This window comes from Flavobacterium sp. KH_001, assembly GCF_057840745.1.
On the sequence record NZ_CM174520.1, the window covers coordinates 4,710,652 to 4,724,301 of the forward strand.

Sequence of the window (13,650 nt, forward strand, 5' to 3'; positions counted from 1 at the left end):
ACAAACTTATAGCGAATTACATAAAATTAAAAAAATCTTTATTTTTTGAATATACGAATGTATTGACTTTTATTCCAGGAGTCCCATTAATAAAAATCAATAGTAATAACAAAATAATAAATATCTACTATGAGAACAAAATTATTTTCCTTCGTCATAATGTTTGTAACGATTGTAGGATTTGCACAGCAAGATTCTCAATTTACGCAATACATGTACAATACTATAAATATTAATCCTGCTTACGCAGGTTCTCGTGGGGCTTTAAGCGTTTTTGGCCTGTACCGTACACAATGGGTCGGACTGGATGGAGCTCCTGAAACAAGCGCTTTTTCAGTTAATACACCCATCAACAATAGTAAACTGGGAATTGGAGCCTCGTTGGTAAATGATAAAATCGGACCAACAAATGAGAATAATATTTCTGTCGATTTATCTTACACCATCCAGACATCTGCTAATTTCAAGCTTTCATTTGGTATCAAGGGAACTGCCAACATCTTCAGTTTAGATGCCAGTAAACTGAATCCCGAAGATGCGGGAGATCCACAGTTTCAGGATTTAGATAACAAATTCTCACCAAATGTTGGAGCGGGGATTTATTGGCACTCGGATAAGGCTTATATCGGTTTTTCAGTACCAAACTTTATAGAAACCAATCGATACGATGATAATGATGTTGCCATTTTCAAAGATAAAATCAATTATTATTTAATGGCAGGTTATGTATTTGACCTTGATAAATACCAATACATAAAATTCAAACCTGCTGTACTTACCAAAATGGTAGAAGGCGCACCACTTCAGGTAGATATGTCAGCCAATTTTATGTTCTATGATAAGTTTGTAGTGGGTGTCGCTTATAGATGGAGCGCTTCATTAAGTGCTATGGTAGGATTTCAGATTACGGATGGGCTTTATTTAGGTTATGGTTACGATCGTGAAACCACCAATCTAAACAATTACAATTCAGGATCACACGAGATATTCCTTCATTATGAATTCTTCAAAAAAAATGGTAAAATGACAACTCCTCGTTTCTTCTAAAAAAACTATGATTATGAAAAATTATATACTTCTTTGCCTAATAATTGTAAATGTTTTTTCATTTGACAGTTATGCACAGCAATCAAAAATAAATGCTGCTGACAAAAAATACGACAGCTACGCATATGTTGATGCAATAAAGACCTACGAGAAAGTAGCAAGTAAAGGATATAAGTCCGAAGACATGTTTAAGAAACTAGGAAACGCCTACTACTTCAACTCCAATTTTGAAGGAGCAGCAAAATGGTATGGCGAACTATTTGCCATGAATTCAGAAGTTGAACCGGAATATTATTACCGATATGCCCAGTCCTTAAAATCTATTGGAGAGGCAGATAAGGCCAATAGACTTTTGGGTGAATTTAATGCCAAAAACAAAACAGATAACAGAGCGAAACTTTATGAGCAAAATGTGAATTATCTTGATCAGATAAAAGCCAATTCCGGACGTTATAATATTGAGAATGCAGGAATCAACTCTAAATATTCTGACTATGGAACTTTTGTCCACGACAACAAAATCTATTTTGCCTCAGCCAGAGATACGGGAAATTTTTCTCAACGTAAACACAAATGGACTGGCGAATATTTTACAAATTTATACATAGCCGATATAGACTCTGCAAAAGTAAAAAAATTCAAAACAGATCTAAATACCAAATTTCATGAGTCTTCTCCAGCTCTTACTAAAGATGGGAAAACGGTATATTTTACAAGAAATAATTATTTAGACGGAAAAAAAGGAAAAAATGGTGAGAAAACTACTTTAATCAAAATCTATAAAGCTACTCTGGAAAATGAAAAATGGACCAACATTACACCAGTATCTTTTTCCAGCGATAATTACAGTACCGCACACCCAGCACTTAGTCCTGATGAAAAAACATTATATTTTGCATCTGATATGCCCGGAACGTTAGGTCAGTCTGATCTTTATAAAGTAACTATTAACAGCGACGGTAGTTTTGGTACTCCCGAAAACATGGGTACAACTATTAATACAGAAGGGAAAGAAACGTTCCCATATGTAACCGATGAAAACGAAATTTATTTTGCTTCAGACGGACATCCCGGCCTTGGAGGTTTGGATGTGTTTGCCGGGAAACTTGGAAGTAACGGAACTGTTAGTGACATTCAAAATCTGGGAGCCGATATCAACTCCCCAAAAGATGATTTTGCTTATGTGATTGATCCGGAAACAAGAAAAGGATACTTCAGTTCTAATAAAGATGGCGGACAAGGATCCGATGATATTTATAAATTCCTGGAAACTAAAAAATTAAGATGTATTCAGGAGCTAACCGGTACAATAACCGATGCTAAAACGGGTATTGTTTTGCCAGAATCAAAAGTAAGCTTATATGAAAATCAAACTGTATTGAATAGCACTATTGCAGATGCATCAGGAAATTACAGTTTCCCTGTTGACTGTGGAAAAACCTACAATGTAAGAGCCGAAAAAGAAGAATATGAAACTAAAGAAGTTAGTATCACAATAGGAAAAGTTAGTGGAAAAACAAACTTACCCATCGCTTTGGATAAAAGCACCTGTCGTGTAACTATAGGCGATGATTTAGGAACCTGCTTTGGCATAAAAATGATTTATTTTGATTTAGATAAATCCAATATTAGAACAGAAGCAGCCATTGATTTAGAAAAAATACTGGTTGTATTAAATGAAAACCCAGGAATGAAACTTGATATTCGCTCGCATACAGATAGCCGCGCAACATTTAAATACAATGAAGCCTTATCTGACAGAAGAGCAAAATCTACTATTCAATGGTTAATTAAAAATGGTATAGATAAAGGGCGATTAACCGGTAAAGGATATGGTGAAACTCAACTAGTAAACAAATGTGCTGATAATGTACCATGTACCGAAGCAGAACACCAAGAAAACAGAAGAAGCGAATTTATTATTACTGCACTGTAATTAGTTAATTAAGATTTTCATAGATTTTAAAAAAGCTGTCTTAAAAAAGACAGCTTTTTTTTGCAAAAAAACCGCTGCAACCCTTAGAGTCGCAACGATCACTAATAAAAACCAACCAGTTTTAAATTATCTTAAATTTTAACAAAGATGTTAGTGTAATATTTTTTTCCTGTTGCAGGATCTATTGTCACAGCTATTCCGAAGTGGCTAAAATTACCTTCGATATTTTCTTTATGACCAGGGCTTTCCAACCAGGCTTTTAATACAGCTTCAGAAGTTTTATAATTAAAAGCTACATTTTCGCCTACTTTTGTAGCGCCAAGTACCTGCATTATATTTTCGGAACGGGCAGTAAAATCATTATGATTCACCGCATTAGTAGCAATCATATAATTATTATGATCCAGACATTGAGATGAAATATGATTGATTCTTTGCAATGCATTTAAACCAATTGTTGCGCGGTAATTGTTTATCAATTGCATTGTTTCTAACTCTGAATCATTGTAAGTATAATCAGTTATCAGAGTTTTTGTTGGAGTGCTACTTTCACTTCCCTCGGCAGTATCGGCAGAGCATGAGTTCATTGCAATAAATATTGCAATGAACAGCATGGTGTGCATAATTTTCTTCGTCATAGTCATCAGTAGTTTACGCAAGCTTAAAGTAAATGTTGGGGCAAATCCTTTAAATTTTTATATTTAAATTAAATCGTTTTTTCTTACACCAAACGTATTCAATTTACCGTTAAACTACAAAAATAATCGACGAACTACATCTAAATTTTTTCTTTTAATATAATTTTCTTACAACTAAGACGATAGTCGTTCAATTTTCCATGAATAGTCGGATTGACTTTGGTATCGAATCCTATCATGTAACCTGTTTGGTCTTCCTTGCCAAAATTCTACTTCTAAGGGAGTTACCAAAAATCCGCCCCAATTTTCAGGTCTCGGAATTGATTTTCCTTCAAATGCTGCTTCTAATTTTTTAAGGTTTTCTTCTAAAAATGTTCTTGACGGAATCACTTCGCTCTGATTAGAAACAATCGCACCTAATTTACTTCCGTCCGGGCGGGAATCAAAATAACCATCAGATATATTTTCAGAAGTTCTTTGCGCAATTCCTTTAATGATAACCTGACGTTCCATTTCCTGCCAAAAGAAAGACAGACAAACATGTGGATTCGCAGCAATCGCTTTTCCTTTTTCCGAATTATAATTGGTATAAAAGATAAAACCTTCTTCAGAAAATTTCTTCAATAAAACTACTCTGGATTTCGGAAAACCATCTAAACCAATAGTTGAAACCGTCATGGCATTTACTTCTCCGTTTCCACCAAAATCTTCCACTTCATGAAACCATCGGTTAAAAAGATTAATTGGATCTTCGGGAATATTGGTTTCTAATAATTCGCTCTTCTCGTATGACTTTCTATAATTGCTTAAATCGTTCATGATTTTTTAATTTAGTTTATTTTGTTTCAAGTTTCAGGTTTCAAAAAAACTTAGAATCTTAACATCTCAGAACCTTAGAACCTTTTTTAATTAAAACTCAAAAGAAACTCCGTCATCTCCCAAAAGTACATTTGGAAAAATACTTTCTGCTTCTTCTTTAAAACGTTCTATTCCATCGTATCGTGTGGAATAATGGCCTAGAACCAATTGTTTGGCATTTGCTTTAAGTGCTATTCTCGCCGCTTCTTTGGCTGTTGAATGCAAAGTTTTTTGTGCCAAAGCCGCTTCTGATTCTAAAAAGGTAGATTCATGATATAAAACATCTACATTTTCAATTATCGAAGTTATGGCTTCATTATAAACCGTGTCAGAACAAAAGGCATAACTCATTGACGGAATAGGATCGAAAGATAATTTTTTGTTTTCAATTACAGTTCCATCATCCAGCTTTACGTTTCCACCATTTTTTATTTTCTGGTAATAAGCAACATGAATATCATATTGCTGCACAGCTTCAATATTTAATTTTCTTTCTGCTGGTTTTTCCTGAAATAAAAATCCGTTGGTATAAACGCGATGTTTTAGCGGAATCGTTTTTACAATTACTTTCTGATCTTCAAAAATCACTTCACTTTCCTTAGACTCCAATTCGTGGAAAAACAAATTGTAAGTTGTCCAGGATTCCGTTAGTTTTAATTGAAGCAGAATTAACTCTTTTATTCCTTTTGGTCCGTAAACATGTAAATCAGTCGTTCTTCCTAAAAGAGAAAAAGTCGAAATGGTTCCAATCAATCCATACAAATGATCTCCATGAAGATGGGAAATAAAAATGTGATTAATTTTTGAGAATTTAATCTTGTTCTTACGTAATTGAACCTGAGTTCCTTCGCCACAATCGATTAAAAACAATCTGTTTTTAATTTCTAAAACCTGCGAAGTTGGGTTTGTAAGTGTTCTGGGAGTTGCGGCATAACAGCCAAGTATGGTTAATTTCATTTTAGATTTTAGATTGTTGATTTTAGATTGAGGAATTTATTTTTTTTAGATTTAGTGTAAAATCTAATATCTAAAATCTGGACTCTAAAATCTAAAATCCTAAGTCTCTTTCTATTTCTTCCATCTCAATAATATCGTGTGCTTCCAAAAGAGAAGGAACCACTACTAATTTATCAGAAATTGAATTGAAATCAAGATCAGAAACTACAATTACAAATGATTTTTTTGATTTCTTTTGTTGTTTAGAAAGTGGCAGAAAAAGTTTCAAATCGCTTTCAGCTAAATTAGTATCTGCTGATAAATCGATTATAATATTTTGTTTTTCAAAGGTTTTAAATTGTTGCGTCACTTTCTCCAAAAAAGAATTAAAATCTCCCTGGGTGTCTTTAATCGTAACGGTATGTCCTTTTTGATCTACTTTCATTTTACTAAGGTACGAAGTTTTTTTTATTGTTGTTTCAGGTTTCAAGTTTCAGGTTTCAAGTTCAAACTCAGCGTTCCAAAACTTGAAACCTGAAACTTGAAACAAAATAAACTAAAATTTACTGTATTTTAGAAGCCAGAAGATAAATAACCGCCATTCTGATCGCTACTCCATTTTCCACCTGATTCAGGATTACAGAATGATCAGAGTCCGCTACTTCAGAAGTAATCTCTACTCCCCTATTGATTGGTCCCGGGTGCATGATGACGATTTCTTTTCCAAGAGAATCTAACAAAGGTTTATCAACTCCGTATTGTTGCGCGTATTCTCTTGTTGACGGGAAAAAGTTTACATCCATACGTTCGTTTTGTACACGAAGCATATTTGCCACGTCACACCATTCTAATGCTTTTCGTAAATTCGGCTCGACTGTAACTCCAAGCGATTCAATATATCTCGGAATTAAGGTTTTTGGTCCGCATACTTTTACTTCAGCGCCTTGCATTTGCAAAGCATATATGTTTGAAAGCGCTACACGCGAGTGCAGAATATCGCCTACAATAACTACTTTCTTTCCTGCAACATCTCCTAGTTTTTCTCTGATCGAATAACTGTCTAATAAAGCCTGCGTTGGATGTTCGTGCGCACCGTCTCCAGCGTTTACGATACTGGCTTTGACATTTTTAGATAAAAAATAAGCCGCTCCGGGATTGGAGTGGCGCATTACAACCATATCTACTTTCATCGAAAGGATATTGTTAACCGTATCAATAAGTGTTTCTCCTTTTTTAACCGAAGACTGAGCTGCAGAAAAACTAATGACATCTGCTGATAATCTTTTTTGGGCTAACTCAAACGAAAGCTTGGTTCTGGTACTGTTTTCGAAGAAAATGTTAGCAATGGTAATATCTCGTAATGAAGGAACTTTTTTAATCGGTCGGTTAATGACTTCTTTAAAATGATCTGCCGTTTCAAAAATTAGGTTAATATCATTCTCGTTGATGTATTTAATTCCTAATAAATGATTTACGCTTAATTCTTTCATTTTTATTTCTTTAATATTTATTTGTCAAATTCTTTAAGAGCAATTCTCTTTATTGGATCATTCGCTCTATAACCTCGCCATAATCCTGTAAATCTCTTCCATCTTCATCAAAAATATGCTGCCATCTGAAATCCGGAATTTCTATTTTTGTTCTGGCAGATGGACTCCACTTTATTTGAAAACCGTTGTTTCTTAAAACTTCGGCAACCTTTTTTCCAACTTCCATTGCAACGGCATCACTAGTATTATCTACTTTCTGAAAAGCGATAAACAAACCCGGATCTTCTACTGCAACAGCCCTTGCCAAATCTTGTTGGTGATAAAAACAATAACCATCAGACCAGACTTCGTTTTCCTGCAGCTCTCTTTCCACCTCAACTACTTCATATTCACCCTCTGTTGTGGTGTAGCCTGCATTATGAAGCGCAACGATGTTTTCATCACCCAATTCATCAAATGCTTTTATTAGTCTTTCCGTATCAGTTGGACTTTTCCATTGTTTACTTTCTTCAAGTAACTTTTGGTATTCTTCTTTTATGGTATCAAAAGCCCACTCTTCTGAAATTTCATCTTCAAATTCGTTGTCTTCAATTTCTTCTATGATGTTCTCTTTAATCTCATCAACAGAAAGAAATCCCATTCTAACCTGATTAAAAATTGATTCGTAAATAAACGCTTCGTTTTCTGTCATTATTATCTTTTCAATTTTTAACGATTCAATTTATTTAATTGGTTATCAGGTAAACCGCATCTTCGCTATCATTTTCTTTCCAGCTTACTTTTACCTTTTCATCATTAATGGCATCTACCTGACGACCGCGATAATCGGGCTGAATTGGCAGGTTTCTACTAAAACGTCTGTCGATTAACACTAACAATTCGATTTCTGACGGTCTCCCGAAAGATTGAATTGCGGTTAAGGCAGAACGAATGCTTCGTCCGGTAAACAAAACGTCATCGATAAAAATGACTTTTTTGTCTTCGACTATAAAGTTAATTTGTGTTTTATTGGCTTCAAGCGGTTTATCAGTACGGCGAAAGTCATCTCTAAAAAAAGTGATGTCCAGATATCCCAAAGAAATTTCAGGAACTTTATATTCGTCTTCTAATATTTGTTTTAAACGTTCAGCTAAAAAAACGCCTCTTGGCTGAATCCCGACTAAAATAGTATCGGAGAAATCAAGATGTTTTTCGATTAACTGACAAGCCAAACGATGGAGTATGATAGTAACTTCTTTTGAATTAAGTAATACTTTTTGGCTCATAATTAAGTGTGATGTTTGGTTGGGCAAATATACGAAATCAGAATTTATTTGTTGGGGTGTTGGGTGGGGAAATATTTTTTTTGGTATGATACTGGGATTTTAAGCTCTGAAAGTGTGTATTTTTTTTTGTATTTTCCTATATCTAATATTTTTAAGCCGATAAAATCATATTTTAGCAATACAAAAAATCAAAATTTTCAGATATGATCAATCAAAATCATTTAAAAGAATTTATAGAAAATAATAAAGAGGAAATCCTTATTGATTACAGAGATAAACTTTACAACAATTTACAAGAACTTATAAAAAAAGAAGAAAGGCAAACACTAATTTTATTGATATTAGTTACTCTTTATTTCTTTGTAGACTACAAATCATTATCTGACATTTCCCTTGGTATAATTACAATAACGAATCCAGAAAATTTAGTTATTCAACTAATACCAATCATCTTTTGCACGTTGTTCTTCAATCTTTATCGTATGGGAAAAGATAGACAAGATTTACATGAAAGTCTAAAAAAAATCACCTCGAAATTAACAAATAATTTAATTAATTCTGAATTAAAAGACGAACTACTAAATAACACTCTTTATAGACTATATCTTCCAAATTCAATTGCAAATTTTGCGTCGTCAATTACAGCTAGAAAGCCAATTATCATAACTTTTATTGGGTTTATATTGTTAATACCTTTTTTCTTAATAGGGTTAGTCCCTTTTTTGATAATTTTTTTAATGCTATCTAATTTATGGCAAACTCAAATTGAATCTACACAAGGGCTAATATCTTTTTCTATAACACTTTGGGTATCACTATCAATTATTTTTTTCTTTTTTATTCCTCAGCACGAAGACAATTTAAATATTTGAAGTAAGAAAACCACAAACTAGTTTAAGGATTCAATCCGATCTAATATTAATTGATTATTGAATTAAAAATCGATGGATAAATACAAAGAAACATTTGAAACCTGGAATAAAATTGCAAACCTCTATCAGGATAGGTTTATGGATCTCAACTTGTATGATGATACTTATGATTTTTTCTGTACTGTTTTAAAAGAAAATCAAGTAAACATTTTTGAAATTGGCTGTGGCCCTGGAAATATTACAAAGTACCTTTTATCCAAAAAATCCAACTTAAAGATTACGGGTATTGACATTGCACCGAAAATGGTTGAATTGGCTAAATCAAATAACCCGTCTGCTAATTTTAAAGTGATGGATACACGAGAACTAGACGAAGTAAATGAAAAATTTGACGCGATTATGTGTGGTTTTTGTTTACCCTATCTTTCGGAAACAGATTCTTCAAAACTATTATACGATGCAAATAAACTACTTACTAAAGATGGTTTCTTATATATAAGTTTCATTGAGGGATCGCCGTCTAAATCAGGTTTTATTTCAGGAAGTAGAGGCGATCGTACCTATTTTTATTATCATTCTTTAGAAGACATAAAGAATCAACTTATAAAAAATCATTTTGAAATCGTTAAAACATTCGAAGTTAAATATCCAAAAGCTGATGATTTTGAAATTCACACGATAATCATTGCCGAGAAAATTGGATAGTAAAAAGTATCAAATTGTTTCAAAAAGAGCTTTTTATTATATTTGATAAAACAAAAAACACCAAACATCATGAGAAAAATAATCGTCATAACCATGATTACAATCGATGGCGTAATGCAGGCACCTGGTGGCCCTGAAGAAGATACTTCGGGCGGTTTTGAATATGGAGGGTGGGTGGCGCCTTTTGGAGATGAAGAATATGGCAATGTCATGCAGGAACAAATGAAACCTGCTGATATTCTTTTAGGCAGAAAAACATTTGATATTTTTGAAGACTATTGGCCCAAACACGCAGAGGGCTGGCCGGGCATTAATGAAGTTACCAAATACGTTTTGTCTTCCACCAGAAATAATTCAGACTGGGAAAATACCGAATTCCTCTCCACTATAGAAGACATCGAAAAACTCAAAAATTCAGAAGGCGAAGACATTAAAGTTTGGGGAAGTGCCACGCTGGTTCAGCTTTTGCTTCAACATGATTTAGTTGATGAACTTGGGCTTTTGATTTACCCTATAATTCTGGGTAAAGGAAAAAAATTGTTTGATGATAGTTCAACTCCGGCAGGATTTACTTTAATTGAAAGCACGGTTACGCCGAGCGGTGTGATTGCAGTGAGTTATAAACGAGCTGGAGATATTAAGACTGGAACTATTGGAGAGTAAGATATGAAAGAAAGCATCAAACGGTTTAAAGCAAAACCAAAAAATATATTTTTATTAGATGGTTCTGGTGCTATGCTAACTGCCTTTTTACTATTTTTTGTTCTTAGAACTTTCAATAACTTCTTTGGTTTGTCTAAAACTACTCTGGAATATCTTTCTTTACTGGCAGTCATTTTTTCAGCTTATTCCTTTTCGTGCTTCTTTCTGATAATTAATAATTGGAAATCATATTTAAAAATAATCTGCATTGCCAATATATTGTATTGCCTTTTGACGTTTGGAATCATACGTTATTACTACCAAAGTATATCAGTTTTTGGCATTGCTTATTTTTTTGGAGAAATACTAATTATCACAGGTCTTATATTCATAGAAATCAAAACAATAAGAGACAAAAACTCTAATTAAAAATTAATTTATTCGTGAGTTGCAGATTGATTATTAAAAAAAGCATTAAACATCTCAAACTCTCCCTGATAAGCATCCTGAAACGAAATATCTTCAATAACGGCATTCAACAATTCTTTTGGAAATTTCTGATAGGACAATTTATTTTCTATAATTTTTTCAACTTCCAAAACCAACTCATCAATTTTCCTTACATCCAACTTACTTCCTTCAATATCATCCATTTTTGACTGAGAAATAAGGATTTGTTTTGTATGAGTAATCGTTTGAATTACATAATAAGGAACTAAAATACTTATATATAAATTGATTGATTTTAATTCTCCATCTTCAATCAAAGTTAAAAGAAAGGTAAAACATCTATCTTCCATAGAATCAAATTGGGTAAGATCCTGAAAATCCTTTAAAGTTGCATCTCTATCAAATTCAGTTTTGAGCATACTACTAAATTTATTTGTATCAAAAGAATCAATAACAAACCGCAATCTTTTGTATTCCTCAGAGGCAACGTATTTTTCTCTTTCTTTCCAGGCACATATACTTGTAGGATAAAAAAGATGGGCAATATTTTCTAAAACTTTTTGAATCATAAATCAGGTTGTTTAAACACTTTTTAAAATTACATAAATTAAATCTGAATAAATTATAGAATCCCCAAATCATAGAACTTTTCAATCAAATTATATAAAACATTTTTTTGCTGTTTAAAGTAATTTTATTCTAACGATAATTAGAATACTAAATTCTTTTTAAAACATTTAAAACAGCAAAATCATGCAAAAGAACATTACACGTTTGTTAATGGTATTCGTAATACTATTTTCATTTACAAGTTGCGAAGTTATAGGAGATATTTTTAAAGCCGGAATGGGATTCGGGATATTTATCGTAATCTTTATTGTTGCGATCATTATTTTTATTTTCGCCAAGCTTTTCAGAAAATAAAAAACATAAAAAAATCCCGATCATTTTGTGATCGGGATTTCTTTTTTATAGTCAGTTACAATATTACAAATTGTACATTTTCTTTCTTAATTCCTGAATTTTTTCATCATCAAGATATTCATCAAAGGTCATATAACGGTCAATTGCTCCGTTTGGTGTTAACTCCACTACTCTATTACCAACAGTTTGTGCAAATTCGTGGTCATGCGTTGTGAAAATTACAGAACCTTTAAAGTTTTTCAAAGAGTTATTGAAAGCCGTAATCGACTCCAAATCTAAGTGATTGGTTGGTTCATCTAACATTAATATATTAGCGCGCTCCATCATCATTCTCGATAACATACAACGTACTTTTTCTCCTCCTGATAATACACGGCTTGTTTTTAAAGCTTCTTCTCCAGAGAAAATCATTTTCCCTAAGAAACCTCTAATGAAAACCTCATCGCGCTCTTCTTCTGTTTTTGCATATTGACGTAACCAGTCTACCAAAGTCAAATCGTTTTCGAAGAATGAATGATTTTCAGCTGGCAAATAAGCCTGGTTTGTTGTGATTCCCCAGTCAAAAGTTCCGGCATCTGCTTTTTGGTTTCCGTTTAATATTTCGTAGAACGCGGTTGTAGCACGTGAATCTTTTGAGAAAAGAACGATTTTATCGCCTTTTGCCATATTCAAATGAACACCTTTAAACAAAAGATCTCCTTCTACAGAAGCTTCTAAATTTTCAACGTTCAAAATCTGATCTCCTGCTTCACGATCCTGATCAAAAATAATCGCAGGATAACGACGGCTAGAAGGTTTGATATCTGAAATGTTCAATTTAGAAATCATTTTTTTACGAGAAGTTGCTTGTTTAGACTTTGCAACGTTCGCACTAAAACGACGAATAAATTCTTCAAGCTCTTGTTTCTTCTCTTCTGCTTTTTTGTTTTGCTGTGCACGTTGTTTTGCCGCTAATTGACTAGACTCGTACCAGAATGTATAGTTTCCTGAGTAGTGATTGATTTTTCCAAAATCAATATCAGAAATATGTGTACAAACCGAATCTAAAAAGTGACGGTCGTGAGATACTACAATTACTGTATTTTCATAATTTGCCAGGAAATTTTCTAACCAGGCGATTGTTTCGAAATCCAAGTCGTTGGTAGGCTCATCCATAATAAGCAAATCCGGGTTTCCAAAAAGTGCCTGCGCCAAAAGCACACGAACTTTAATTTTCCCCTCAAGATCTCCCATTAAAGTATAATGATGTTCTTCGTTGATTCCTAAGTTAGACAACATTGAAGCTGCGTCAGAATCGGCATTCCAACCGTTCATTTCTTCGAATTGAACCTGAAGTTCTCCAATTCTATCAGCGTTTTTGTCGTTGTAGTCTAAATAAAGTTCATCCATTTCTTTTTTAACAGCGTACAAAACTTTATTCCCCATCAAAACGGTTTCCAAAACAGTATGCTCGTCGAACATGTTGTGATTTTGGTTCAAAACCGACATACGTTTTCCCGGTTCTAAATGAATGTGGCCAGAAGTTGGGTCGATATCACCCGAAATGATTTTAAGAAAAGTAGATTTTCCAGCACCATTGGCTCCAATAACGCCGTAAATATTTCCGTGAGTGAAAGTGGTATTTACTTCGTCAAACAAAATTCGTTTGCCAAATTGAACTGATAAATTATTGACTGTTAACATGAATGTCTTTTTAATTAATTTTGTGCAAAAGTACGGAAAAAGGTTCTAAGTTGCAAAGGTGCTAAGGCTCTAAGTTTTTTTTATTATTGCAGCTTATTTTGTCACCATATAAGTAATGTAAGTTCATTTAATACTAAACTTGTAATTGTATTGAATATAGTAAATCATATAAGTTTTGGAATATTTTAAGCTAGACTTACATTC

At 33.2% G+C, this 13,650-nt stretch carries 16 protein-coding genes; 7 read left to right on the forward strand and 9 right to left on the reverse strand.

Going from position 1 to position 13,650, the window contains the following annotated elements:
- Positions 1-129: 129 nt before the first annotated feature.
- Positions 130-1,047: a PorP/SprF family type IX secretion system membrane protein gene (locus AC3ITQ_RS19960; RefSeq protein WP_489235872.1), complete on the forward strand. Its 918-nt coding sequence runs from the start codon at positions 130-132 to the stop codon at positions 1,045-1,047.
- A 13-nt stretch (positions 1,048-1,060) separates the two neighbouring features.
- The gene (locus tag AC3ITQ_RS19965) at positions 1,061-2,983 is read left to right on the forward strand and encodes an OmpA family protein (protein ID WP_489235873.1); all 1,923 of its coding nucleotides are present in this window, start codon (positions 1,061-1,063) and stop codon (positions 2,981-2,983) included.
- Between the two features lie 131 nt (positions 2,984-3,114).
- On the opposite strand, the gene AC3ITQ_RS19970 is transcribed toward AC3ITQ_RS19965, so the two are convergent.
- The 7 genes from AC3ITQ_RS19970 to pyrR all read right to left on the reverse strand — a co-directional run bounded on the left by AC3ITQ_RS19970 (position 3,115) and on the right by pyrR (position 8,170).
- Positions 3,115-3,621 (reverse strand): CAP domain-containing protein, encoded by a 507-nt coding sequence (locus AC3ITQ_RS19970; protein ID WP_072973251.1) that lies wholly within the window; start codon positions 3,619-3,621, stop codon positions 3,115-3,117.
- 174 nt (positions 3,622-3,795) lie between these two features.
- Positions 3,796-4,440 carry a pyridoxamine 5'-phosphate oxidase gene (gene pdxH, locus AC3ITQ_RS19975; RefSeq protein ID WP_072971963.1) on the reverse strand — a complete coding sequence of 215 codons (645 nt, stop codon included), beginning with the start codon at positions 4,438-4,440 and terminating at the stop codon, positions 3,796-3,798.
- 90 nt (positions 4,441-4,530) lie between these two features.
- Positions 4,531-5,436, reverse strand: a complete 906-nt coding sequence (locus AC3ITQ_RS19980) for a ribonuclease Z (RefSeq protein WP_489235874.1) — start codon at positions 5,434-5,436, stop codon at positions 4,531-4,533.
- Between the two features lie 91 nt (positions 5,437-5,527).
- Positions 5,528-5,860, reverse strand: coding sequence for a ribonuclease Z (locus AC3ITQ_RS19985; RefSeq protein ID WP_489235875.1), 333 nt, complete (start codon positions 5,858-5,860; stop codon positions 5,528-5,530).
- 118 nt (positions 5,861-5,978) lie between these two features.
- Positions 5,979-6,905, reverse strand: coding sequence for an aspartate carbamoyltransferase catalytic subunit (locus AC3ITQ_RS19990; protein ID WP_029273654.1), 927 nt, complete (start codon positions 6,903-6,905; stop codon positions 5,979-5,981).
- A 49-nt stretch (positions 6,906-6,954) separates the two neighbouring features.
- Positions 6,955-7,596, reverse strand: a complete 642-nt coding sequence (locus AC3ITQ_RS19995) for a DUF6891 domain-containing protein (protein ID WP_489235876.1) — start codon at positions 7,594-7,596, stop codon at positions 6,955-6,957.
- Between the two features lie 34 nt (positions 7,597-7,630).
- Entirely contained in the window at positions 7,631-8,170 is a 540-nt protein-coding gene (gene pyrR / locus AC3ITQ_RS20000; RefSeq protein WP_074658383.1) for a bifunctional pyr operon transcriptional regulator/uracil phosphoribosyltransferase PyrR, read from the reverse strand.
- A 203-nt stretch (positions 8,171-8,373) separates the two neighbouring features.
- Between pyrR and AC3ITQ_RS20005 the strand changes: the two genes are divergently transcribed.
- The 4 genes from AC3ITQ_RS20005 to AC3ITQ_RS20020 all read left to right on the forward strand — a co-directional run bounded on the left by AC3ITQ_RS20005 (position 8,374) and on the right by AC3ITQ_RS20020 (position 10,818).
- Positions 8,374-9,042: a hypothetical protein gene (locus tag AC3ITQ_RS20005; RefSeq protein WP_489235877.1), complete on the forward strand. Its 669-nt coding sequence runs from the start codon at positions 8,374-8,376 to the stop codon at positions 9,040-9,042.
- Between the two features lie 72 nt (positions 9,043-9,114).
- Entirely contained in the window at positions 9,115-9,747 is a 633-nt protein-coding gene (locus AC3ITQ_RS20010; protein ID WP_489235878.1) for a class I SAM-dependent DNA methyltransferase, read from the forward strand.
- Between the two features lie 69 nt (positions 9,748-9,816).
- On the forward strand, positions 9,817-10,410 hold the full coding sequence (locus AC3ITQ_RS20015; protein ID WP_489235879.1) for a dihydrofolate reductase family protein: 594 nt from the start codon (positions 9,817-9,819) through the stop codon (positions 10,408-10,410).
- Between the two features lie 3 nt (positions 10,411-10,413).
- On the forward strand, positions 10,414-10,818 hold the full coding sequence (locus AC3ITQ_RS20020; RefSeq protein ID WP_489235880.1) for a hypothetical protein: 405 nt from the start codon (positions 10,414-10,416) through the stop codon (positions 10,816-10,818).
- A gap of 8 nt (positions 10,819-10,826) precedes the next feature.
- Here the strand turns inward: AC3ITQ_RS20020 and AC3ITQ_RS20025 are convergent, their stop codons facing one another.
- Positions 10,827-11,408 carry a hypothetical protein gene (locus AC3ITQ_RS20025; RefSeq protein ID WP_489235881.1) on the reverse strand — a complete coding sequence of 194 codons (582 nt, stop codon included), beginning with the start codon at positions 11,406-11,408 and terminating at the stop codon, positions 10,827-10,829.
- 184 nt (positions 11,409-11,592) lie between these two features.
- Here AC3ITQ_RS20025 and AC3ITQ_RS20030 point away from each other — a divergent pair, with 184 nt between their 5' ends.
- Positions 11,593-11,763 (forward strand): hypothetical protein, encoded by a 171-nt coding sequence (locus AC3ITQ_RS20030; RefSeq protein ID WP_194659260.1) that lies wholly within the window; start codon positions 11,593-11,595, stop codon positions 11,761-11,763.
- Positions 11,764-11,826: 63 nt separating this feature from the next.
- On the opposite strand, the gene AC3ITQ_RS20035 is transcribed toward AC3ITQ_RS20030, so the two are convergent.
- On the reverse strand, positions 11,827-13,446 hold the full coding sequence (locus AC3ITQ_RS20035; RefSeq protein ID WP_026984448.1) for an ABC-F family ATP-binding cassette domain-containing protein: 1,620 nt from the start codon (positions 13,444-13,446) through the stop codon (positions 11,827-11,829).
- Positions 13,447-13,650 lie beyond the last annotated feature (204 nt).